Annotated in this window: 22 protein-coding genes; 8 read left to right on the top strand and 14 right to left on the bottom strand. The window is 69.0% G+C overall.

All coding sequences use genetic code 11. The features are described 5' to 3' along the window. Nucleotides 1–77: 77 nt before the first annotated feature. Nucleotides 78–1088, bottom strand: coding sequence for an ABC transporter substrate-binding protein (locus AC1RIF_RS10500; RefSeq protein ID WP_492601288.1), 1011 nt, complete (start codon nt 1086–1088; stop codon nt 78–80). Nucleotides 1089–1354: 266 nt separating this feature from the next. On the opposite strand from AC1RIF_RS10500, the gene AC1RIF_RS10495 reads away from it, so the two are divergent. Beyond that, nucleotides 1355–2152, top strand: a complete 798-nt coding sequence (locus AC1RIF_RS10495; RefSeq protein ID WP_492601287.1) for a siderophore-interacting protein — start codon at nt 1355–1357, stop codon at nt 2150–2152. 20 nt (nt 2153–2172) lie between these two features. Here the strand turns inward: AC1RIF_RS10495 and AC1RIF_RS10490 are convergent, their stop codons facing one another. The 5 genes from AC1RIF_RS10490 to glnT form a co-directional block, all read right to left on the bottom strand. Next, nucleotides 2173–2820, bottom strand: coding sequence for a helix-turn-helix domain-containing protein (locus AC1RIF_RS10490; protein ID WP_492601286.1), 648 nt, complete (start codon nt 2818–2820; stop codon nt 2173–2175). Nucleotides 2821–2960: 140 nt separating this feature from the next. After that, on the bottom strand, nt 2961–4310 hold the full coding sequence (locus AC1RIF_RS10485; protein WP_492601285.1) for an FMN-binding glutamate synthase family protein: 1350 nt from the start codon (nt 4308–4310) through the stop codon (nt 2961–2963). A 23-nt stretch (nt 4311–4333) separates the two neighbouring features. Beyond that, nucleotides 4334–5032 carry a protein glxC gene (locus AC1RIF_RS10480; protein ID WP_492601284.1) on the bottom strand — a complete coding sequence of 233 codons (699 nt, stop codon included), beginning with the start codon at nt 5030–5032 and terminating at the stop codon, nt 4334–4336. Continuing rightward, entirely contained in the window at nt 5020–5916 is an 897-nt protein-coding gene (locus AC1RIF_RS10475; protein WP_492601283.1) for a class II glutamine amidotransferase domain-containing protein, read from the bottom strand. The genes AC1RIF_RS10480 and AC1RIF_RS10475 overlap by 13 nt, the downstream gene beginning before the upstream one ends. A gap of 29 nt (nt 5917–5945) precedes the next feature. Continuing rightward, nucleotides 5946–7319 (bottom strand): type III glutamate--ammonia ligase, encoded by a 1374-nt coding sequence (gene glnT, locus AC1RIF_RS10470; RefSeq protein ID WP_492601282.1) that lies wholly within the window; start codon nt 7317–7319, stop codon nt 5946–5948. Nucleotides 7320–7507: 188 nt separating this feature from the next. Between glnT and AC1RIF_RS10465 the strand changes: the two genes are divergently transcribed. Continuing rightward, the gene (locus AC1RIF_RS10465; RefSeq protein WP_492601281.1) at nt 7508–8119 is read left to right on the top strand and encodes a CG0192-related protein; all 612 of its coding nucleotides are present in this window, start codon (nt 7508–7510) and stop codon (nt 8117–8119) included. 71 nt (nt 8120–8190) lie between these two features. Here the strand turns inward: AC1RIF_RS10465 and AC1RIF_RS10460 are convergent, their stop codons facing one another. The 6 genes from AC1RIF_RS10460 to AC1RIF_RS10435 form a co-directional block, all read right to left on the bottom strand. Continuing rightward, entirely contained in the window at nt 8191–8850 is a 660-nt protein-coding gene (locus AC1RIF_RS10460) for an MBL fold metallo-hydrolase (RefSeq protein ID WP_492601280.1), read from the bottom strand. After that, nucleotides 8850–9938, bottom strand: a complete 1089-nt coding sequence (locus tag AC1RIF_RS10455; protein WP_492601279.1) for an S-(hydroxymethyl)mycothiol dehydrogenase — start codon at nt 9936–9938, stop codon at nt 8850–8852. The genes AC1RIF_RS10460 and AC1RIF_RS10455 overlap by 1 nt, the downstream gene beginning before the upstream one ends. A 131-nt stretch (nt 9939–10069) precedes the next feature. Beyond that, nucleotides 10070–11332, bottom strand: a complete 1263-nt coding sequence (locus tag AC1RIF_RS10450) for a helix-turn-helix transcriptional regulator (protein WP_492601278.1) — start codon at nt 11330–11332, stop codon at nt 10070–10072. Between the two features lie 64 nt (nt 11333–11396). After that, complete coding sequence (locus AC1RIF_RS10445) at nt 11397–12569, bottom strand: Ig-like domain-containing protein (RefSeq protein ID WP_492601277.1); 1173 nt, start codon at nt 12567–12569, stop codon at nt 11397–11399. A gap of 42 nt (nt 12570–12611) precedes the next feature. Continuing rightward, nucleotides 12612–14012 (bottom strand): Ig-like domain-containing protein, encoded by a 1401-nt coding sequence (locus AC1RIF_RS10440; protein ID WP_492601276.1) that lies wholly within the window; start codon nt 14010–14012, stop codon nt 12612–12614. Nucleotides 14013–14491: 479 nt separating this feature from the next. Beyond that, the gene (locus tag AC1RIF_RS10435) at nt 14492–14707 is read right to left on the bottom strand and encodes a hypothetical protein (RefSeq protein ID WP_492601275.1); all 216 of its coding nucleotides are present in this window, start codon (nt 14705–14707) and stop codon (nt 14492–14494) included. 62 nt (nt 14708–14769) lie between these two features. Here AC1RIF_RS10435 and yczR point away from each other — a divergent pair, with 62 nt between their 5' ends. Then, nucleotides 14770–16251 carry a MocR-like transcription factor YczR gene (gene yczR / locus AC1RIF_RS10430; RefSeq protein ID WP_492601274.1) on the top strand — a complete coding sequence of 494 codons (1482 nt, stop codon included), beginning with the start codon at nt 14770–14772 and terminating at the stop codon, nt 16249–16251. Nucleotides 16252–16318: 67 nt separating this feature from the next. Beyond that, nucleotides 16319–17194, top strand: coding sequence for an alpha/beta fold hydrolase (locus AC1RIF_RS10425; RefSeq protein WP_492601273.1), 876 nt, complete (start codon nt 16319–16321; stop codon nt 17192–17194). Nucleotides 17195–17201: 7 nt separating this feature from the next. On the opposite strand, the gene AC1RIF_RS10420 is transcribed toward AC1RIF_RS10425, so the two are convergent. Further along, a complete protein-coding gene (locus tag AC1RIF_RS10420; protein WP_492601272.1) occupies nt 17202–18302 on the bottom strand; it encodes a CaiB/BaiF CoA transferase family protein in 1101 nt (366 codons plus the stop codon). A 130-nt stretch (nt 18303–18432) separates the two neighbouring features. Between AC1RIF_RS10420 and AC1RIF_RS10415 the strand changes: the two genes are divergently transcribed. Both AC1RIF_RS10415 and AC1RIF_RS10410 read left to right on the top strand, forming a co-directional pair. Further along, on the top strand, nt 18433–18813 hold the full coding sequence (locus AC1RIF_RS10415) for a VOC family protein (protein WP_492601271.1): 381 nt from the start codon (nt 18433–18435) through the stop codon (nt 18811–18813). A gap of 4 nt (nt 18814–18817) precedes the next feature. Further along, nucleotides 18818–19534, top strand: coding sequence for an alpha/beta fold hydrolase (locus AC1RIF_RS10410; RefSeq protein WP_492601270.1), 717 nt, complete (start codon nt 18818–18820; stop codon nt 19532–19534). Here AC1RIF_RS10410 and AC1RIF_RS10405 read toward each other — a convergent pair. Continuing rightward, the gene (locus tag AC1RIF_RS10405) at nt 19531–19956 is read right to left on the bottom strand and encodes a hypothetical protein (protein ID WP_492601269.1); all 426 of its coding nucleotides are present in this window, start codon (nt 19954–19956) and stop codon (nt 19531–19533) included. The genes AC1RIF_RS10410 and AC1RIF_RS10405 overlap by 4 nt on opposite strands. Before the next feature lie 41 nt (nt 19957–19997). Here AC1RIF_RS10405 and purT point away from each other — a divergent pair, with 41 nt between their 5' ends. Continuing rightward, nucleotides 19998–21212, top strand: a complete 1215-nt coding sequence (purT, locus tag AC1RIF_RS10400) for a formate-dependent phosphoribosylglycinamide formyltransferase (RefSeq protein WP_492601268.1) — start codon at nt 19998–20000, stop codon at nt 21210–21212. Next, nucleotides 21209–21691, top strand: coding sequence for a DUF456 domain-containing protein (locus AC1RIF_RS10395; RefSeq protein ID WP_492601267.1), 483 nt, complete (start codon nt 21209–21211; stop codon nt 21689–21691). The genes purT and AC1RIF_RS10395 overlap by 4 nt, the downstream gene beginning before the upstream one ends. Nucleotides 21692–21698 lie beyond the last annotated feature (7 nt).

Genomic DNA, 21698 nt, shown 5'->3' with positions numbered 1-21698 from the left:
TACCTTTATCGAAATTTCAACTCAATTGAAAGTTCGCGGTGCGGGATCGGGCTGCTCAACGCACTCCGGCCGGGCGGCTACCGCAGCGTGGAGTACAGCGCATCCCACCCGCGGGCAACGTACATGTTCGTGTAGACGGATCCGTAGTAGGTGCTGCCGGCCAGGACCGACACATTGCCGGCCCGCACCGCCGGAAGACGCTGCCAGAGCTTGTTCGCGGAGAGTTCGTCGAAGGTGGTGTCGTCGGCGTCGACCACCGACACCATGAAGCCGTCACAGTCGGCGAGCCGGTCGATCTCCTCGACGCTGAGCCGTCCCTGGTCGTCGAACCCCGCCGTGGGCAGTGTGGTTCCACCGATGTCGGACAGGGTCATGTCGGTGGGCTGCCGGTTCTTCTTCCCGGTCTCCGCGGAGACGGGCAGGCTGTCGATGTAGATCGTGCCGTTGTCGGGCCGGTAGGACAGGCTGGCCACCGTCCGCCCGGCTATCGCGGCGGCGTGGCGACTGCGTATGTCGGCGATGAGCGCGTCGTAGTCGGCAACCACACGGTCCATCGTCGGGGTTCGTCCGAGCCACTGTGCCAGGCGGTCGAGGTTGACCCGCCAGGTGTCCTTGGACTCGGTGGGCAACACCGGCGCGATGGCCTGCAGCTTCCTCGCCGGCCAGTAGTCGTTGTCGGCGTTGACGCAGACGATGAGGTCCGGTGCGAACCCGAGGATCTGCTCGAGATTGGGGCGGTCGCTCAGATAGTGCGTATCCGGATCCACCGGCACCCAGGATGTCGCCGGGGAGATGTTGTACCCGAACACCGGCAGTTCGAGCGCGATGGCCAGTTCCAGGTCGGTTCGGGCATCCACCGCGAGCACGCGCTTCGGCTTCGTCGGAATCTCGTACGTGCCCAGGGGCGTCGTGACGGTACGCATCGGCGCGTCGTCGTTCGCGCCGCGCCGGCCGGTGGATCCGCACGCGGACAGAAGCGCCGCGATGCCGACCATCCCGGCTCCGATCCCGAACTCCCGGCGAGTCAGGGCGTCGACGAGTTCGTGCCACGTCCGATCGTCGATCTTCGCGTGTGTCGTGGTGAGCATGGCCGGGAACCTTTCGATGCGGGTACCCGTCGATGGTAGGAGCGGACGGGCCTCAGGGCGCATGTCGAAAGACGCCAGATGCTAATCCGATTCGGCCATGTCGCCGTGCTCCGGAGTCGGAGGTGGCCCGCTCACGCCGTCGACCGGAGCGGGTGGCCGTTCGGCGACACAGGACGGCTGAATTTCGACACCGGACGTCGATAGTGTCGACCCGAGTAGCGGTCGGTCCGCAAACCACCTCGACAGCAAGCCAATTGGAGTACCGCATGTCCTTCTGCCATCCCGCCACGGTCGTGTCCGTCACCCCGGTCACGCCCCACATGATCCGCATCGGGCTCGAGGCCGACGGCGACTGGCGGTGGACAACCGACGGATGGGGTGACGAGCGCATCGACCTCGCGTTCCCGCGCCCCGGGGAGACGGTCGCCGACGTCGAGTTCTTCAACGACCCCGACTACGGCAGAGCCGATCTCGGCACCGAGCCGCCGTGGCGGCACTACACGGTGCGGCGGGTGCTCGACGCCGGGCGACGGATCGACATCGATTTCGTCGTGCATCCGGGTGGTCTGGCCTCCGACTGGGCGCTGCGCGCGGCGCCGGGCGACGTCCTCGGCGTGTTCTCGTCGGGTCCGGCGCGCGCCTACTACCAGCCGACCGGCGAAGCGTCATGGCAGTTGCTCGTCGCGGACGCCACCGGCCTGCCCGGTCTGGGACGAATCATCGAGGAACTGGGTGACGGTGACGTCGCGCACGCGATCGTCGAGGTTCACAGCGAGGCCGACCGTCAGGAGTTCCGCACCCGCGGGGAGGTCACCTACACCTGGCTCGTCGGGAGTGGTCTCGGACTCGCGCCGAGCGCTCTGCTGGAGGCGGTCGAGGAGCTCACCTTCCCGCCGGGCGACATGTATGCGTGGGTGGCGTGCGAGAGTTCCACGAGCCGTGCGATCAGGCGCCATCTGCGCGAGTCCCGCGGACTGGCACGCGACCGGCACCACGCGGTGGGGTACTGGCGACTCGGCGCGGACGGGCACGTATCGGGAATGAACAGCGGGATGTCCGACTGACCGGCCGATGCCGCCCGCGCTCACTCCTGGTGGTTGTCCGGGTACGCGGTGACTGCGAGGAACCGGATCGGCAACTGCACCAGTTCGTTCGGGCCGTGCAGGCCCTCGCCGTCGAGCAACAGCGAGTCGCCGGGGCGTAGGCGGTACTCGCTCTCGCCGTGCCCGTAGACCATCTCGCCCGCGAGCATGTAGATCAGTTCGGTGCCGGGATGCTGGAAGAGCGGGAACACCTCGCTCGCGTTCGTCAGCGTGACGAGCACCGGTTCGAGGCGCTTGTGCTGTCCGCGCAGTGCCCCCAGGAGTTCGTAGTGATGCCCGACGCGGGTGCCCCGGCCGACGATGACCGCGCCGTGGCCGGACTCGACGAAGACCGCGTCGCGGGTGGTGTCGGCGCCGCGGAACAGCGACGTGACGGGCACGTCCAGTCCGGCGGCCAGGCGCGCGAGCGTCGACAGGCTGCACGACGTCTGCGCGTTCTCGATCTTCGACAGCATCGCCTTCGAGATTCCCACCCGCGCGGCCATGTCGCCCACCGACAGCCCGCTCGCCAGTCGCAGCTTTCGGACCTGGGCGGCGATGACGCGCTCGAGGTCGACACCGGTGGGGGTGTCAGCCGGCACCTCGCGTTGCGCGGTGTCGTGGTGCACGGGGCGCTCGGACGGGCTCATTGCCTCACAGTAGCGCCCCGTCCACTCGCAGTGGACGGGGCGCCGCTGCCGGGGGAGACGGGCGTCGCAGGGGTTCTGTCGGTGTCGCACATCCTGTCAGCACTGACTGCCCGTGCGACTGCGGCACAAGGTGTGCGACGTCAGATTCGGCCGGGGATCCAGTCGGTGCCGGCGAGGGGTACCCGCGCCATCGCCGACGCCTCGATCGTGAGCGCGACGAGGTCTTGCGGTTCGAGGTTGCGCAGGTGCGACTTGCCGCACGCGCGGGCGAGGGTCTGGGCTTCCATCGTCAGCACCCGCAGGTAGTTCGCGAGCCGACGTCCGCCCTCGACCGGATCGAAGTTCTTCTGCAGCTCCGGGTCCTGCGTCGTGATGCCCGCGGGGTCGAGGCCCGCCTGGAAGTCGTCGTAGAAGCCCGCCGACGAACCGATGGCCTCGTACTGCTTCTGGAAGCGGGGGTGATTGTCGCCCAGTGCGATCAGCGCGGCGGTGCCGATCGCGACGGCGTCCGCACCGAGGGCCATCGCCTTGGCGACGTCGGCGCCCGAGCGAATGCCGCCCGACACGATCAGCTGGACCCCGCCGGATCCCCCCGTCGCTCCGCTCGCCCCGCCGCGGTGCACGCCCAGTTCCTGCAACGCCTGCACCGCCTGCGGGATCGCGGCGAGAGTCGGGATGCCGACGTGCTCGATGAACACGTCCTGCGTCGCGGCGGTGCCGCCCTGCATGCCGTCGACGACGATCACGTCGGCGCCGGCCTTCACTGCGAGCTTGACGTCGTAGTACGTGCGGGCGGCGCCGACCTTGACGTAGATCGGCTTCTCCCAGCCCGTGATCTCGCGCAGTTCGATGATCTTGATGGCGAGGTCGTCGGGGCCGGTCCAGTCGGGGTGGCGGCACGCGCTGCGCTGGTCGACGCCGACGGGCAGGGTGCGCATGCCGGCGACGCGATCGGTGATCTTCTGGCCCAACAGCATTCCGCCGCCACCGGGCTTGGCGCCCTGACCCAGCACGATCTCGATGGCGTCGGCCTTGCGGAGGTCGTCGGGGTTCATGCCGTACCGCGACGGCAGGTACTGGTAGACGAGGTTCTTCGACTGGCCGCGTTCCTCGGGCGTCATACCGCCGTCGCCGGTGGTGGTGGAGGTGCCGACCTCGCCGGCGCCGCGGCCGAGGGCCTCCTTCGCCCGGCCGGACAGCGCGCCGAAGCTCATACCCGCGATCGTGATCGGGATGTCCAGGTGCAGTGGATACTTCGCGTGCCGGTGACCGAGGACGACGTCGGTGTCGCAGCGTTCGCGGTAGCCCTCGAGCGGGTAGCGGGACATCGATGCGCCCAGGAACAGCAGGTCGTCGAAGTGGGGGAGCCTGCGCTTGGCGCCCCAGCCGCGGATGTCGTAGATGCCGGTCTCGGCGGCACGCTGGATCTCGTGGATGACGTCGCGGTCGAACGTCGCGGATTCGCGCAGACCGGGGAAATGCGTGGTCATGGGGGCCTCCTGGAAGTGGCGCGTCAGTACGACGAGGCGTGGTCGACGTGGAAGTTGTAGAGCCTGCGGGCCGACCCGTAGCGGGTGAACTCGGTGGGGTCGGCGTCGAATCCGGCGGCGTCCAGCAGTTCCCGCAGTTCGGTCAGATGTTCGTCGCGCATCTCCTTCTTGATGCAGTCGGCGCCGAGCGAGGCGACGGTGCCGCGCACGTAGATGCGGGCCTCGTACAGCGAATCGCCCAGGGCCTCACCGGCCTCGCCGAGCACGACGAGGCGTCCGGCCTGACCCATGAACGCGCTCATGTGGCCGATGCTGCCGCCGACGACGATGTCGACGCCCTTCATCGAGATGCCGCAGCGGGCCGCGGCGTTGCCTTCGATCACGAGCAGGCCGCCGTGCGCGGTGGCGCCGGCGGACTGGGACGCGTCGCCGGTGACGCGGACGCTGCCCGACATCATGTTCTCGGCGACGCCGACACCGGCGTTGCCGTCGATCGTCACGCTCGCGTGCTGGTTCATGCCGGCCGCGTAGTAGCCGACGTGCCCCTCGATGCGCACGTCGATCGATGCGTCCAGGCCACACGCGAGCGCGTGCGCGCCGGCCGGTTCGACGACGGTGACCGCCGCCGGGGCCGCGGTGTACTGCAGTGCCGCGTTGAGGGCGCGGGTGCCGATGTCGGAGACGTCGTACGTGGTGGTCGGGGTGGCGGTCAGCGGTGCCATACGTAAACCTCTTCCGGTTCGGGTTCGAAGATGCGGGCGCCCTCGATGCCGGGCAGTCCGGCGAGCGCGCGGTACTCGGATGCCATCGCGACGTAGTCGGCGTGTTCGGCGATGATCGCGGGCTTGCAGGCGATCGGGTCGCGCACCACGGCGAACGAGTCCTGCGTGGACACGAGCAGCGTGTAGAAGCCGTCGAACCGCTCGCCGAGCAGGCGCAGGGCCTTCTCCAGGTCGACGCCCTCGGCGAGCTGCTTCGCGACGAAACGGGCGCCCACCTCGGTGTCGTTCTCGCTGTCGAACGCGACGCCCTCGGCCTCGAGGTCCCGCTTGACGCTCAGGTGGTTGGAGAACGACCCGTTGTGCACCAGGCACTGGTCGGGGCCGACGGCGAACGGGTGCGAACCCGCTGCGGTGACGGCGGATTCGGTGGCCATGCGGGTGTGGGCGACGCCCTGCCGGCCGGACGCGCCGGGCAGCCCGAACCGGTGCGCGAGATCCACCGGGTCGCCCATGCCCTTGAGGACGGTGACGTCGTCGCCGAACCCGATGAGAACGGCGCCGGGTGTCTCGCCCAGTGCCGCGTCGGCGAGCGCAGATGCCGGAACCTGTCCGTGCAGAACGGTGTTCGGCCCGACGTCGAGTCCGGAGACGGTGGTGCCGAGCGCGGCGCCCACCGCGGCGGCGAGGGTGTCCGCGACGACGCTCGCGTTCAGCAGTGTCACCGTCGCGTGTCCGGGAGGCGACCACGTGGGGTCGCCGTAGACGGCCATGCCGGCCGAGTCCGGTCCGCGGTCCACCATCTGGCCGAGCATCCCGGTGAGCAGTTCACCGAGCCGCGGATACAGGGAGGGCTCCCGCAGGTGGAGCCCGACGATTCCGCACATGTGTTGTCTCCCTTGCTTGCTGTCGATACTCAGAAGGCGGTGAGGTAGCTGTCGACCTCCCACGGCGTGACCGTGTTGTGCCAGTCGAAGAACTCGTCCCGCTTCAGGGCGGTGAAGTAGTCGGCCACGCCCGGGCCCGCGGCGTCGAGAGCGCCGGTGACGATGGCGTCCTTCGCGAGCGCGTCCATCGCGTGCAGCAGTGTCATCGGCAGGACGTCGGTGCCGGTCCCACTGCCCGGCTCGCCGGGGTCGACGCCGCGGCGGATACCGTCGAGGCCTGCGGCCACCGTGGCGGCGGCCGCGAGATACGGGTTGGCTGAGCCGTCGCCGCCGCGCAGTTCGACGCGGTTGGAGTCCGGCACCCGCAGGTAGTGGGTGCGGTCGTTGCCGCCGTAGGTGGGCCGGCGCGGCGACCACGTCGCCCCACTGCTCGTCGAGATCGCTCCGGTTCGCTTGTAGGAGTTGACCGTCGGGGCGAGTACGCCCTGCAGACCGCCGGCATGTTCGAGGATGCCGCCGATGAACGCGTACGCGGTGGGCGAGAGGCCCAGCCCGCGCGGGTCGGCGCGGTCGGGGAAGACGGGCGCGCCGTCGCACCACAGCGACAGGTGCATGTGCATGCCGCTACCGGTCCGGTCGGCGAACGGCTTGGGCATGAACGTCGCCGTCATGCCGCGCTGCTCGGCCAGTACCGAGATGAGGTAGCGCAGCGTGACGACGCGGTCGGCGGTGGTGAGGGCGTCGGCGTACCGGAAGTTCTGCTCGAACTGGCCGTTGCCGTCCTCGTGGTCGTTCGCGTAGTTGCCCCAGCCGAGTTGGTTCATCGCGGCCGAGATCGCGGTGAGGTGCTCGTACATCCGGGTGACGTCGCGGGCGTCGTAGCAGGGGCGCCGGGAGGTGTCGAGGGCGTCGGCGGTGCGCAGTGTTCCGTGCTCGTCGCGGTCGACCAGGAAGTACTCGACCTCGGTGCCGACCTTGACGTCCAGGCCCAGCTCGGCGGCCTGTGCGAGTACCCGGCGCAGGATCACCCGCGGTGCGAACGGCCAGGGGGCGCCCTCGACATGCGGATCGCAGTGCACCAGCGCGAGACCGGGCCGGACGAAGGGGATCGGGGTGAAGGAGGCGAGGTCGGGGATCGCGACCAGATCGGGATCCCGTGGCTGCTGCCCCATCGCCCCGGCGGCGTAGCCGGCGAATCCGACGCCGTCGTGCTGGAGTTCGTCGGCCGCTTCGGCCGGGACGAGCTTGGCGCAGGGCTTCCCGGCGAGATTGGTGAACACCGCGAGGACGAAGCGTGTGTCGGTGGCGCGGGCCAGAGCGGCGAGGTCGGAGTGCTCGGGGGCGTCCGGCATCGCGGTGTCGGGCAGGCGCATCACGGTGAGATCGGCGGGGTCGAGCGCCATGTGGACTCCTCGGGATTCGACGACGAATGTTTCATCACATGAATCGATGTCGATTAACAGGAAACCCTGGGTGCATGACGGTCGCGTTACGGACCGGTGAGGATGCCGTGACAGCTGAAGGGTCTCTTCGTGTGCTGCGGGCGCTCGAAGGGACCCTTCGACCGGGGGCGGCGGCTACGATCGGCCACATGGCCATCCTGTATGCCGCAGAACTGTCGCCGTCCAAGCCGGAACTGATCGCCACATGGATGCCGGCGGCACCCTACTATTCGGGCGGGTCGCCCGCGCTGACGCCGGTCGGGGCGTACCGGTTCGACGATCCCGCCGGCGAGGTCGGCATCGAGACGCACCTGGTGCGCGACGCCGACGGCACGACCTACCAGGTGCCGCTGACCTACCGCTCGACGCCGCTCGCCGGGGCGCGACTGGCGGGCGAGATGGAGCATTCGGTTCTCGGGCACCGCTACGTCTACGACGCGACGACCGACCCCGTCTACGTGCAGCAATTACTCGCGGCGATCTTCGGCGGCGGCCGTGAGGCCGAGCAGTACGTCCATGTCGACGGCGGCGAGCCGAGGCTGATCGACAACACCGCCTACGCGTCGGGCAGCGGTGTGTCCGGGGCCGAGACGCCCACCGTTGCCGGGGTCAGCGTCAGAGCGGACGGCACCGACACCGTGATCAGCGCGGGTGGTGCCACCGTCGTGGTGCACCACCGCCCGGTCGACGTCGAGCCGGACGGAGCGGTCCTGAAGGGCGAATGGGGCGGTGGCCGAGGAGTTTTCGCGTCGGTGCGCTGACCGAATGGCCGAATGTCACATACGTTCGGTCCAACTGAACGTATGTGACATCCGGCTGAGAAGCGGGGCGGTCAGTTACCCCGCGCGATCCACTCCTCGAGGTGCGGCGACTCGGTGCCGAGGGTGGTGCCGTCGCCGTGCCCGGTGTGTACGCGGGTTTCGGCAGGCAGCGCGAACAGCTTGTCGCGGATCGACCCGATGATCGTCGGGAAGTCCGAGAACGAGCGGCCGGTGGCGCCCGGCCCACCGGAGAACAGGGTGTCGCCGGAGAACAGCTCACCCGCCTCGGGCAGGTACAGGCACGTCGAACCGGGGGAGTGGCCCGGGGTGTGGATGGCCTGGATGTCGGTGCCGGCCACCGCGATCCGCTGACCGTCCTCGAGCGCCAGGTGGCGGACGCCCGGGTGGGTCATCTGCCACAGCACGTCGTCGGCCGGGTTCAGGTAGATCGGGGCGTCGAGCTTCTCGGACAGTTCCGGTGCGACGGTGACGTGGTCGTTGTGGCCGTGCGTGCACACGATCCCGACCACCTTGCGGCCGCCGACGGCGTCGATGATCGGCTGCGCGGTGTGCGCGGCGTCGATCACCAGCACCTCGTCGTCGTCACCGACGAGCCAGATGTTGTTGTCGACGTCCCAGGTGCCACCGTCGAGTTCGAACGTGCCCGACGTGACGACCCGATCGACGCGCAAGGCGCCGCTGTGTCGATTCCCCGTCGCTTCGCTCGCCATTACAGGACCACCACCGAGCGCAGCACCTCGCCGCGGTGCATCGTCTCGAACGCCTGCTCGACGTCCTCGAGCTTGATCCGCTCGGTCACGAACTTCTCGAGCGGCAGGCGACCCTGCTGGTACAGGTCGACGAGCATCGGGAAGTCGCGCTCGGGCAGGCAGTCGCCGTACCACGACGACTTGAGCGACCCGCCGCGCGAGAAGAAGTCGACGAGCGGCATCTCGAGCGTCATGTCCGGGGTCGGGACGCCGACGAGGACGACGGTGCCGGCCAGGTCGCGGGCGTAGAACGCCTGCTTCCACGTCTCCGGGCGGCCGACGGCGTCGACCACCACGTCGGTACCGAAGCCGTCGGTGAGTTCCTGCACGGCCTCGACGACGTCGTCGACCTTCGACGCGTCGATCGTGTGGGTGGCGCCGAGTTCGACGGCCCACTCGAGCTTCTTGGGATCCTTGTCGATCGCGATGATCTTGTTGGCGCCGGCCAGGCGCGAGCCCATGATGGCGGCGTCGCCGACACCGCCGCAGCCGATGACGGCGACGGAGTCGCCGCGGGAGACGTTGCCGGTGTTCATCGCGGCACCCATGCCGGCCATGACGCCGCAGCCGAGCAGACCGACGACGGCAGGATCGGCGGTGGGATCGACTTTGGTGCACTGCCCGGCGGCGACGAGGGTCTTGTCGGCGAACGCGCCGATGCCCAGGGCCGGGGTCAGTTCGGTGCCGTCCTCGAGGGTCATCTTCTGCTTCGCGTTGTGGGTGTCGAAGCAGTACTGCGGGCGACCGCGCTTGCAGGCGCGACACTTTCCGCACACCGCACGCCAGTTGAGGACGACGAAGTCGCCGACCTCGACGGTGTCGACACCCTCGCCGACGGCCTCGACGATGCCCGCGGCCTCGTGGCCCAGGAGGAAGGGGAACTCGTCGTTGATGCCGCCGTCACGGTAGGTCAGGTCGGTGTGGCAGACGCCGCATGCCGCGATCGCGACGACGGCCTCGCCGGGTCCGGGATCCGGGACGTTGATGGTGACCAGTTCGACGGGGGCGTCCTTCGAGCGGGCGATGACGCCCCGTACCTGCTGCGGCATGGTTTCTCCACTCCATTCGGTCGACGTGAACGCGGGTGCGCACATGGTGGGGTGCGCATCCCACTACGAGGCTAGTCATCAGTGGGCGGCCCGGGGACTGGTCGAGCGGCGAGGTGGACCTGGCCGAACGGTCAGGGGGTGGGCCGGATGCCGGCCTCGCCGCCCAGGGCCGCGGCCTCTACGCGGGTCTCGACGTCGAGCTTGCGCAGGACTCCCGCGACGTGGAACTTCACGGTGCTCTCGCTGACGCCGAGTCGCTCGGCGATGGCCCGGTTGCGGCGTCCCGCCACCAGATGCCCCAGCACCTCGAGCTCGCGGGGTCCGAGGTCGGTGAGTGCGTGGTGCGCGGTGGGAGTCGTGGGTGCATGCAGCGGCAGCGTCGCGACCACCCGCGAACCCCAGCCCGACGTCGATTCGATCCGCACCGTCCCGCCCAGCGCTTCGACGCGGGGACGCAGTTGCTGGTCGAGGTCTGCCGTGTCGGCCAGACCGTGGCCGTCGTCGCGGATGTCCACCACCAGTTCGGTGTCCGGGCAGGCCCAGGCGACGCGGATCCGGGCGACGTCGCCCTGCCCGGACAGCGCGAGCACCGCGCCGCGGACGACAGCCCGGGCCGCGTGCGCAACCTCGCCGGGGACGGCCCGTCCGGCCACCGGCGGCTCCACCAGGTCCAGTTCGAGATCGCGGTGACGCAGCAGCCCGCGCAGTTCACCGCGGAGTCGAGCGAACGCGGTGACCACGGACTCCTCTGCGAACTCGCGGTGCGTGTCCACGGCGGTCCGCAGCCCGATCAGGGCCGCGGACGCGGTCTCGCGGGCTGCCGCGCGGGCACGGGGGTCGTCGAGGTCGCCGGAACGCAGCGTCGACAGCAGTGTCTCGAGGGTCGTCGCGTGTACCTCGGTGAGTTCGGCGATGGTGCGGGCCCGCTCGGCGGACGCGGCGCGGGACTCGGCGAGATAGGCGGGGCTCGCGCCCTGGACCTGCAACTGGATGCCGGTCGCGACCAGGCCGAACATGGATCGGACGGGCTCGAGCGGCACCGTGCGGGACAGCGGGCCGCGGGGAACAATGACGAGCAGGGTGTCGGTGTGGTCGAGGATCGCGTACACGTCGCGTGCGTGCCCCGCGACGGTGGCGCGGCCCCGAAGGATCTGACCGTGCTCGAGATCCGCTCGGAGAGTCTCCAATTCGGCGATCGTGACCCGGTCGACGATGTCCTGGTCGCCGGCGACCTTGCGTGGACGGCCGGTGCATTCGCGCGTGAAGATCACCAGCGCGGTGTGTGGCACGGTGTCGGCGAGGAAGGTCGAGAAGCGGCGTCCGATGTCGGACAGCCGGCCCACCAGAACCCCACGCAGGCCGTCCAGCAGGGTTTCGGTTCGGATCTCGCTCACCAGGCCACGATATCGGGACGGCGGGTAGGCCGAGGTGGCCCACCCGCCGCTGTTCTCACGTGAATCAGGAACCGAAGGGCAACTGCAGCGAGCCGAAGGACGGCAACTCGAGCGAGCCGCCGGCGCTACCGGTGCTGCCGCCACCGCCGACCACGATCGTGGCATCGTCCGACAGCGACGAACGGAACGTCCCGTCGCCGATGTACCGGGCGGTGACCGTGTACGAACTCGCCCGGTCGAAGGTGTGCGTCAACGTCGCCTTGCCGTCGACCACTGGCGCTTCGCCGACCACGACGCTGTTGACGAGGAACGCGACGTTGCCGCCGTTGGGCGTGGGCGTCACAGTGGCCGAAAGCTCCACCGACTCAGCGACATCTGCTGTCGGAGCGACGCTCACAGCGGTGCTGGTCATGTTGCCGGACTGGTCGCCGACGGCAATGGTGGCGAGAGGTCCGCCACCGCGGTTGAGCGGTGCGGTGTCATCCATGGCGTCCTTGGGGACACAGCGGGTCGGCGCCCACTGGTTTCCACCGAAGACCGCGAGCGCGAGGAAGGTGTTGTAGTTGCCCTCGTCGCCCAGATTCGAGGCGTTGCCGGCGGTGCGCAGCTTCGGCGTGATCTCGCCGGCGGCGCCCGCGGTGAGCGTGACGTCGATCGCGGGAAGCTGGAACCACGTCGAGCCGTCGGCGCTGGGCTGGCCGTCGAGGTACTTCTTCGTCTTCTCGGCCAAGATGCCGGCGACGCTCTTCTTGTCGGCTGTCGGGCTGTTACCGATGATCTCGTTGTTGCCCGAGAGCCGCAGGATCGTGCCGGTAGCGTCCACATCGCCGTTCTCGTTGACCTGCAGCACGTTTGCCGGGGTCCCGGAGAGCCCGACTCCGGTTCCCGGCACGACCTTCGCGTCGACGAATGTGGCGTTGTCCGGCAGCTGGTAGTCCAGCTTCATCCGGGAAACACTGGTCGTGGTGGCACCGGAGTCCTTGTCCGGGTACGACGATGGCGCCGGCTGGATGCGGTACGTGAACGTCTCGCCCGGATCGACGCGGGCGGGAGCGTCGACCGTGAACAGGTGCTGAGCGGGCTTGTTGACCGTGATGAGTGCTGCAGCGCGGCACTGTGCGGTGAACGAGGTGGCTGTGGTTGCAGCCGAAGCGGGGGCGCCGGAGAGAACAATTCCCGCGGCGACTGCGGTGGCGCATACAGGCGCCAGGTAGCGCCTGACAGATCTGTCAGTCATGTTGCCTTCCTGGATGGTCGAAGTTCGAGTAGGCAAAATTGGTCAGGACCCGAAGGGCAGCTGCAGCGAGCCGAGGCTGCCGTTTCCGGTGTCACCGCCGAGACCGGCGACGGTCACTGCGGTGGCAGGTGAGGTCGAGGGGTTGGCGGCGATGTGGCCGCTGTAGCGAGCGCTGACCTGGTACGTTCCTGCCGCAGCGAACGTATGGGTGGTGGAGGCGAATCCGTTCACGACAGGCACGGCGTCGCCGATCGGGGTGTCACCCACGTAGAACTGGACGGTACCGCCGTGCGGCGCCGGAGCCACCGTTGCGGTGAAGGTCACGGGGATGGCCGGGATGGTGGCGGCGGGCGCGGTGACGGCGATCGTCGTGTTGCCCGGTTCGGGCGCCGAGACGTTCAGCGGCGCGGGGGTGGACGTCGAGGTGGCGAATCCGGACCCGGTGAAGACGGCGGTGATGCTGTGATCGCCCGCCTCGGTGAAGATGTGCTGCGCGGTCGCGAGCCCGTCGACGACCGGCGCAGGCTCACCCAGCGGGATCTCGCCGGACAGGAACTGCACGGTGCCGGTCGGCGGCACCTGGCTGGAGACGGTGGCGGTCAGAGTGACGGGCTGCCCGGCCTCTGCGGTGTTGGGTACCACGAGCATGGTGCTGGTGGCCAGGTCCTTGTGCGCGACATCCAGCACGGTGACGGCCGAAGTCGACGCGGCGAAACCGTTGTTTCCCAGGAACTTCGCCGTGATGTCGTGTGGGCCGGGCGTGAGGAACGTGTGCGCCAGACGCGCCTTGCCGTCGGAGCTGACGGTTGCCTCGGCACCGACCGGGACACCATTGTCGAAGAGTTGGACCTTCGCCGCAGTCCGCACCGGAAGGATCACGCCGGACGGCAACCCCACCTGGACGGTGAACGAGGCCTTCACGCCCGTCTCGGCGGTGGCCGGCACGGTGAGCGTGGTCTCGGTGGCTACGTCGTGGTCGACCACGTCGACGGTTACCGACGTAGCGCTGGGGCTCGCCAGTTCGGTGGACGGGTGGATCCTGCCGCCGCCCAGGTACTGAACGGTGACGACATTCGGTCCGGTCGTGGTGAAGGTGTGCTTGTAGTTGGCCAGGCCGTTGCCGCTGACATTGACAGGCGCGCCGACCGGAGTGTCATTGACGAGGAACTGCGCGGTTCCACCGTTCACGACCTTGTTCGCGTCGACACCGAAGACCTGCGACCTCAACTCCACCTCGATCCCGGTCTTCATCTGGTTCGGAATGTGAGGCGTCTCGACCCGGGTCGCGAAGCCGGAGGGCGCGGGCTCGTCAGCGGCGGTGACACCAGCGCCGCCGGCCGGAGTGCTCGCCGGTTCCGCGGCCGCGGTGCCGGTGAAGAACAGCATGGTGCCTGCCGTGGTGGCAGCGGTGGTGAGGGCGACGCGGCGCCATCGGTTTGTCATAGAGAGACTCCTGGGTCTGTGAACGTCGGGCGATCTCCAACTGGAAGTGGAACGCGTTACACCTAACACGCGTATGAAAGCGGGCATAAGGGAAATTGACGCTTGATCGATTCAGCGGAAAACTGAACGGTCGTCCAGTTGTTTTTGGTTTGGAATACGTTGCGTGCCTTCGGAACTCGAGACCAATATCTCGGATCGATAAAGGATCTAGCGATTTCGATACGATGTAGTATCGACATGTGGATCATGGGCTGGTTTCACGAAAAACCCGTATCGGATCTGGCGTGGGCGACCCGGCTACCGCAGGCGTTCGGCGGGTCCGCCTCGACGTTGCGTCCGTGTCGCCACCGGAGAAACGAGAACGGCGGGTGGGTCGATGTCGACCCACCCGCCGCTACTGAATCCGGCCCCGCCGTCGACGATGGCCACGGGATCGCCATCGTTGGGCACGCGGACGTACCTCGGTGCATCCAGTCTCGTCAGTCCAGTTGTTCCGCACTGGCCTGCTTCGCCTCGGCGGGCGGCAGTTCGTCCGATTCGGCCGGGTCGGGGTCCTTGTCGAGAACTCCCACCAAAGGCGCTGCAGGACGGAACTGTTCGAGTCGGAACAGGCCCTTTCCGTTCTCCTTGGGTGCGTAGTGGTAGACGAAGGCGGCCAGTCCGGCGATGCAGGCGAAGGTGATCAGAGTGCTCATGAAAGCGATTCTGGGAACAACTGGCATTGAAATGAACGGCCAGTGTGCGAATACTGGACCGCATGATGATGCATGCACTCGGTGCTCGTGCGGTGGCCCGCGACCTCGGCGCCTGGCAGGACGAGACCGGGCGGCGCACGGCGCGCCCCGCGTACCGAGCTCTGGCCGACGGTATCCGACTGCTCGTGCACGATGGTCGCGTTCCGCTGGGGACGGCGCTGCCGAGCGAACGGGAGTTCGCGTCGGAGTTGAACGTGAGCCGCACGACGATCACCACGGCGTACGCGGTGTTGCGCGACGAGGGCTATCTGGTGAGTCGGCAGGGGTCGCGTAGCACCGTGACCCTGCCGGCCGCCGTCGACTCGGACCGGCGAAGGGTCCACACTCATCTGCCGGGGCCGGAAGGGGCCGGCGTGGATCTCAGCTACGCCGCCATGGTGGCACCGGCGGACGAGATCAGTGAGGCGTATAGTGCTGCGCTGCAGACACTTCCGCCGTTCCTCGACACGCACGGGATGGAGCCGGTGGGGATCACGGTACTGAGGGAGGCTGTCGCGGCCCGCTACCGGGCCCGTGGCCTCGAGACCGACGTCTCCCAGATCATGATCACCTCGGGTGCCCAGCACGCCCTGCGTCTTCTGCTGGGTGTCCTGACTGCTCCGGGGGAGCGGGTGCTGGTCGACCATCCAACGTATCCCAATGCGCTGGAGGCGCTTCGGCGGGTGGGAGCGCGCCCGGTTCCAGTTCCGGTTCGACCGGAGGGTGGTGCGGCCCGGGCCTGGGACCTGGACGGGATCCGGAGCGCCGCAAGGCAGACCGCCGCCCGCATGGCGTACCTGCTGCCGGACTTCCACAACCCCACGGGGCTGTGCCTCGACGAGCGGGGCCGCGCCGAACTCGCCCGGATCGCGCGCGACACGCGGATGACGCTCGTCGTCGACGAGACGATGGTCGATGTCTGGCTGGATGCGCCGCCTCCACCCCCGGTTGCGGCGTTCGCGCGCGGCACCGGAGACTCCGATGTCGTGACGGTCGGCTCCATCTCCAAATCACACTGGGGCGGACTGCGCGTCGGCTGGATCCGGGCCAATCCGGAGCTCATCACGCGCCTCGTGGGTTCGCGCTCAGCGCTGGATCTCGGGACTCCGGTCATGGACCAACTGGCCGCTCTGCACCTGCTCGAGCGGGGCGACGCTCCCATCGAGGTCCGCCGGGAACAGCTGCGCACGCAGCGGGCCGCACTGCTCGACGAGCTGTCGGCCCGGCTGCCGGACTGGGTTCCGACGGTCGGTACCGGCGGGATGTCGCTGTGGCTGCGGCTGCCCGAACCCGTCTCCACGGCGCTGGCCGCGACCGCACCGAGTCATGGTGTGATCCTCGCGGCCGGAACGCGTTTCGGTGTCGAGGGCGCGTTCGAACGCTTCGTGCGGCTGCCCTACGCGCGACCGGTCGACGAACTGCGACGCGCGGTCGCCGGCGTCGCAGCGGCGTACGACGCGCTCCGCGTGGCGCGCGAGCCCGCCGAACCTGCGCTGGTCGTGTGACCGCGCCGCCGCACCGGCAATCGTGGATCGCTCTCTCGATGATTCGGTTTCCGCGAGGATGATCAACATGCGTGAGATCACCCTCGACCTCGATGCGGTACGCCTGCGAGCTCTGGCCTGGGGGCCGGAAACCGGCCGACTGGCGGTGCTACTGCACGGCTTCCCGGACACCGCACACACCTGGCGGCACCTGGGACCCGCGCTGGCGGACGACGGCTGGCGGGTGGTGGCACCGTTCACCCGCGGCTATGCGCCGTCGGCGGTGCCGGACGACCGCAGCGGACACGTCGCGGCCCTGATGGACGACGCCGTCGCGATCCACGCGCATCAGGGCGGCGGGTCCGACGCGGTCCTGATCGGGCACGACTGGGGCGCCATCACCGCGAATGCCCTGGCCGCCCACGCCGACAGCCCGTTCGTAGCGGTGGCAGCACTCTCGGTTCCGCCGTTCGCGACGCTGCGGAAGCCGTCGGTGCTCCGCGTGCTGCCCCGACAACTGCGCAACAGCTGGTACGTCCTGTTCAACCAGCTACCGGTTCTGCCGGAACGCCACGCCGAGCAGTTGATCCGACGGTTGTGGGCGGACTGGTCGCCGGGCTACGACGCGAGCGCGGACCTGCCCGCCGTGCTGGAGGCGATCGCCGACACCGCGCACTGCCGAGCCGTGTTCGGCTACTACCGGAGCATGGTCCGGCCCTTCCCGCGTCCGCCCGCGCGCTACCGGCGCTGGGTCGGGGCCGAGATGCGGCTCCCGACGGTCCCGACTCTCTACCTCCACGGTGCTCGCGACGGGTGCCTGGATGCGCGCCTCGCCGCCCTGGTGGGGCCCGGCCTCCCATCGGGCAGCGAGGCGCATCTGATCGCGGACGCGGGTCACTTCCTCCAGCTCGAGCAGCCGGATGCGGTCAGTGCCCGGATCCGGAAGTTCCTCGCCGGGCAGTGACCGTGGTTCAGCGCCAGAGCGTGTCGATATCGGTCGCGGACCGTGCCGGTGGCAGCGGTGCGCGGGTGGGCGTCCGTGAGAAACGCGGCGCCGGGAAGTGCTGCGTGACACCGTCGACCTCGATCAGGGAGCCGCGCGCGGCGACGTGGGGATCGCTCGGGGCCTCGGCGAATGTCAGCACCGGCGTGGTGCAGGCGTCGGTGCCGTCGAAGATCTTGGTCCACTCGTCGCGGGACTTCGACAGGAATCGGTCGGTGATGATCTGGCGCAACTCGTCCCAGCGGGTGACGTCGTGCTGGCCCGGCAGTTGGGCGGGATCGAGCTCGAGGCCCTTCAGCAGTTCGGCGTAGAACTGCGGCTCGATCGCGCCGACCGCCATGTACTTGCCGTCGGAGGTTTCGTAGGTGTCGTAGTAGGGAGCGCCACCGTCGAGCATGTTCACGCCGCGCTCGTCGTTCCACATTCCCGATCCCCGGAAGCTCCAGATCATGTGCGACAGCGCGAGCGTGCCGTCGACCATCGCGGCATCGATCACCTGGCCACGGTCCGACGCCTGGCGCTCCACGAGGGCGGCAAGGATGCCGAACACCAGGAACATCGAGCCGCCACCGAAATCGCCCACCATGTTCAGTGGCGGTACCGGGCGCTCGCCCTTGCGGCCGATCGCATGCAGCACGCCGGTCAGTGAGATGTAGTTGAGGTCGTGGCCGGCCGAGTGCGCCAGCGGACCCTCCTGCCCCCAGCCGGTCATCCGGCCGTACACCAGACGTGGGTTGCGTGCCAGCACGGCGTCGGGACCGAGACCCATGCGCTCGGTGACGCCGGGTCGGAAGCCCTCGATCAGAACGTCCGCGCGCTCGAGCAGACCCATGACCTTCTCGATGTCGGCCGGATCCTTGAGGTTGGCCTCGACGACAGTGCGGTTGCGCTGGGTCTGGCTCGCGCGCTTGCCCTCGGCGGGAAGTTGCCCTGCCCGCTGGATGCACACCACATCCGCACCGAGATCGGCGAGGAGCAGGGCCGCGTGCGGGCCAGGCCCGATTCCGGACAGTTCGACGACGCGGATCCCGGTCAGCGGGCCCCTGCGTTCGGTCCCTGGAGCAGTCACGTCATACCTCTTTCTGGATGGTCGACCTCATTTCCTGTGACGGTAACCCCTACGAACGGGGCTTTGTGTCGCGGGTCACGAGAAGCCGACCACTTGTCTCCGGCCCGGCTCGGGGAGCACAGTGGATGGCATGGCCTTCCCCGGAGAACTCGTCGCGTTCCTGGCCAGCACCGACCTGGACGTCTCGTCGATGTTCTACGTCGACACACTGGGTCTGGCCGTCACCGAGCGCACCCCGTTCGCGCTCGTCGTCGACGGCGGTGGCGGCACCGAACTGCGCATCACGCTCGTCCAGTCGAAGGCCGACACCGGGTACACGGTGTTGGGGTGGCGCACGAAGGACCTGTCAGCCACCGTCGACGACCTGCGGGCCAAGGGCGTCGACTTCCTGCGCTACCAGGGGATGGACCAGGACGAGCACGACGCGTGGACGGCGCCGGACGGCACCCGGGTCGCGTGGTTCCACGATCCGCACGCCAACGTGCTCTCGATCCATCAGCCGCCGGCCTGATCCGGTGGGTTTCGCCGAGGCCGCCGGTGCGCGGCTGTACTACGAGGTGTACGGGGACGGCGAGCCGTTGGTGCTGCTGCACGGCAACAGCGAGAGTTCCGGCTACTTCGCCGCGCAGGTGCCCGCCTTCGCCGCGAACCATCGCGTGCTGGCGCCCGACACCCGCGCGCACGGTCGGTCGACCCGCGGTGACGGACCACTGGACTTCGAGCGTCTCGCCGACGACGTGTGCGCGGTGCTCGACGCGGTCGGCGTCGAGAGCGCGCACGTCCTGGGCTACAGCGACGGTGGCAACACCGCCCTCACCCTGGCGCTGCGGCATCCGGGGCGGGTGCGATCGCTGATCGTGAACGCCGCCAACCTCGATCCGCACGGACTCGGTGCAAGGTTCCGGATTCCGGCGACCCTCGCATGGCTCGCGGCCGGTGTCGTCGCACCGCTGTCGGCGCGGGTGCACCGGCAGCGGGAACTGCTCGAGTTGATGGTCCGGCATCCGCACATCCCGGCCGACGACCTCGCGTCGATCACCGTGCCGACGCTCGTGATCGTGGGGGAGCGTGACGCGATCCCGCGCCCGCACACCGAGCTGATCGCACGCTCGATTCCCGGCGCGGAGTTGATGTACGTGCCGGACGCCGGGCACGCGTGCGCCGAGCAGCGACCCGATCTGTTCAACGCCGCGGTGCTGGATTTCCTGGCCGGCGTGGAGGCGCCCGGCTAGAGGATCTGTGCCGAGACGAAGCCGGCGAGCAGCACCGCGAAGGCGCCGATCTCGCCGACGATCAGTGCGATCATCGCCACACGGAGGCCGGCGTCGGGATGGGCGAACTGGTTGGTGGTGTCGCGGCGGGCACCGTGCACAATGTAACTGCCGATGGCCGCGACGAAGAAGAACACCAGGATTCCCGCGCACGTCGCATTCACTGCCGTCGGCCACGCACTGAGCTCCACGAACACCGACACCATCAGGGTCGCAAAGGAATACAGCAGTGCCGACCGGTGCGCGATGTCGACGTACGGGTGCGCGAGGTGCTTCGGCGACGTGTGCATCTGGTGGTACTTCCACACCCCGAGGAGCAGGGCGAGCAGGAAGATCAGCCCTGCCGCGAGCAGTGTGAGACGGGTGTCGAGGCCGAGTTCCATCGCGACAGTATGACCTGTGGCAACCGCATATAGTCCGAGACATGCGCCCCGACACTTCCCCTGACGTTCCCACCCGGATCGGTACCCCGCTGAGCCCGAGCGCCACCCGTGTGATGCTGCTGGGCTCCGGTGAACTCGGCAAGGAGGTGATCATCGCGCTGCAGCGACTGGGCGTCGAGGTGATCGCCGTCGACCGCTACACCGACGCCCCCGGTCACCAGGTGGCACATCGCGCGCACACCGTCGACATGGGCGACCGCGAACAACTGCTGCGCGTCATCGAGGACGAGCGCCCGCACTTCGTGGTACCCGAGATCGAGGCCATCGCCACCGAGGCCCTCGCCGAGGTGGAGGAGCGCGGCCTGGCCGTCGTCATCCCCACCGCGCGGGCGACGCAGTTGACGATGAATCGTGAGGGCATCCGTCGCCTCGCGGCGGAGGAGTTGGGCCTGCCGACGTCGCCGTACGCGTTCGCCGACTCCCTCGACGAGGTGCGCGCCGCCGCGGAGCGGATCGGGTTCCCGTGCGTCATCAAGCCGGTGATGTCGTCGTCCGGCAAGGGACAGTCCGTCGCCCGCAGTGCGGACGACCTCGAAAACTCCTGGGAGTACGCGCTTTCCGGCGGTCGCGTGAACAAGGGCCGGGTGATCGTCGAAGGCTTCGTCGACTTCGACTACGAGATCACCCAGCTCACCGTCCGCGCCGTCGACGGCACCCACTTCTGCGAGCCGATCGGCCACCTGCAGGACGCCGGCGACTACATCGAGTCGTGGCAGCCGCAGGCCATGAGCCCGACCGCACTCGCCGCCGCGCGTGACGTCGCCGAGAAGGTCACCACCGCGCTCGGTGGCCGCGGCATCTTCGGCGTCGAACTGTTCGTCAAGGGCGACGACGTCTACTTCTCCGAGGTGAGCCCCCGCCCGCACGACACAGGTCTGGTGACGCTGCGCTCGCAGCGGTTCTCGGAGTTCGAACTGCACGCGCGAGCGATCCTCGGACTGCCCGTCGACACGACGCTCGCGGCTCCCGGTGCCTCCGCAGTGATCTACGGCGGCACCGAGGCCGTCGGGGTCGCGTTCGAGGGCGTCGCCGACGCACTCGCGGTGCCGGAGACCGACCTTCGCCTGTTCGGCAAGCCCGAGGCGTTCACCCGTCGCCGCATGGGTGTCGCGGTCTCGACCGGACCCGATGTCGAGACGGCCCGCGAACGCGCCCGCGAGGCGGCGTCGCGGGTGCGGGTCGTCGTACCGGAGTGAGCACCGGCGCCCTGGTTCTGCTCGGACTGGTCATGCTGGTCGGGCTGGTCGGCATCGTCGTGCCGATCCTCCCCGGCACCCTGCTGATCGCCGGTGCGCTGCTGGTGTGGGCGATCCTCGACGCCACCTCCACCGGATGGGCCGTGTTCGCGGTGGCGACGCTGCTGCTCGTGGCGTCCGGTGTCGTCAAGTACACGTGGCCGGGGCGTCGGATGCGCGACGCCGGCGTTCCCAACCGGTCGGTGGTGTTCGGCGGGTTGGTCGGCATCGTCGGATTCTTCGTGGTGCCGGTGGTGGGACTGCTCCTCGGGTTCCTGCTCGGCACCTACGTGGCCGAGGCGGCGCGGCACCGCACCCACCGCGACGCCTGGGTGTCGACCGTCCACGCCACCAAGGCCGTCGGGCTGTCCATCCTCGTCGAACTGTTCGGCGCCCTGCTCGCAGTGGGGCTGTGGCTGGGGGCGGTGCTGATCGGCTGACTGATCG

This window comes from Prescottella sp. GW823-FHT02E09, from assembly GCF_058797375.1.
This window is presented reverse-complemented; position numbering and strand designations above follow the sequence as displayed.

What these genes read in the sequence shown, in the direction of transcription:
- AC1RIF_RS10500 (WP_492601288.1), bottom strand. Translation starts at nt 1,088, where the DNA reads ATGCTCACCACGACACACGCGAAGATCGACGATCGGACGTGGCACGAA.
- AC1RIF_RS10495 (WP_492601287.1), top strand. Translation starts at nt 1,355, where the DNA reads ATGTCCTTCTGCCATCCCGCCACGGTCGTGTCCGTCACCCCGGTCACG.
- AC1RIF_RS10490 (WP_492601286.1), bottom strand. Translation starts at nt 2,820, where the DNA reads ATGAGCCCGTCCGAGCGCCCCGTGCACCACGACACCGCGCAACGCGAG.
- AC1RIF_RS10485 (WP_492601285.1), bottom strand. Translation starts at nt 4,310, where the DNA reads ATGACCACGCATTTCCCCGGTCTGCGCGAATCCGCGACGTTCGACCGC.
- AC1RIF_RS10480 (WP_492601284.1), bottom strand. Translation starts at nt 5,032, where the DNA reads ATGGCACCGCTGACCGCCACCCCGACCACCACGTACGACGTCTCCGAC.
- AC1RIF_RS10475 (WP_492601283.1), bottom strand. Translation starts at nt 5,916, where the DNA reads ATGTGCGGAATCGTCGGGCTCCACCTGCGGGAGCCCTCCCTGTATCCG.
- glnT (WP_492601282.1), bottom strand. Translation starts at nt 7,319, where the DNA reads ATGGCGCTCGACCCCGCCGATCTCACCGTGATGCGCCTGCCCGACACC.
- AC1RIF_RS10465 (WP_492601281.1), top strand. Translation starts at nt 7,508, where the DNA reads ATGGCCATCCTGTATGCCGCAGAACTGTCGCCGTCCAAGCCGGAACTG.
- AC1RIF_RS10460 (WP_492601280.1), bottom strand. Translation starts at nt 8,850, where the DNA reads ATGGCGAGCGAAGCGACGGGGAATCGACACAGCGGCGCCTTGCGCGTC.
- AC1RIF_RS10455 (WP_492601279.1), bottom strand. Translation starts at nt 9,938, where the DNA reads ATGCCGCAGCAGGTACGGGGCGTCATCGCCCGCTCGAAGGACGCCCCC.
- AC1RIF_RS10445 (WP_492601277.1), bottom strand. Translation starts at nt 12,569, where the DNA reads ATGACTGACAGATCTGTCAGGCGCTACCTGGCGCCTGTATGCGCCACC.
- AC1RIF_RS10440 (WP_492601276.1), bottom strand. Translation starts at nt 14,012, where the DNA reads ATGACAAACCGATGGCGCCGCGTCGCCCTCACCACCGCTGCCACCACG.
- AC1RIF_RS10435 (WP_492601275.1), bottom strand. Translation starts at nt 14,707, where the DNA reads ATGAGCACTCTGATCACCTTCGCCTGCATCGCCGGACTGGCCGCCTTC.
- yczR (WP_492601274.1), top strand. Translation starts at nt 14,770, where the DNA reads ATGATGATGCATGCACTCGGTGCTCGTGCGGTGGCCCGCGACCTCGGC.
- AC1RIF_RS10425 (WP_492601273.1), top strand. Translation starts at nt 16,319, where the DNA reads ATGCGTGAGATCACCCTCGACCTCGATGCGGTACGCCTGCGAGCTCTG.
- AC1RIF_RS10415 (WP_492601271.1), top strand. Translation starts at nt 18,433, where the DNA reads ATGGCCTTCCCCGGAGAACTCGTCGCGTTCCTGGCCAGCACCGACCTG.
- AC1RIF_RS10405 (WP_492601269.1), bottom strand. Translation starts at nt 19,956, where the DNA reads ATGGAACTCGGCCTCGACACCCGTCTCACACTGCTCGCGGCAGGGCTG.
- purT (WP_492601268.1), top strand. Translation starts at nt 19,998, where the DNA reads ATGCGCCCCGACACTTCCCCTGACGTTCCCACCCGGATCGGTACCCCG.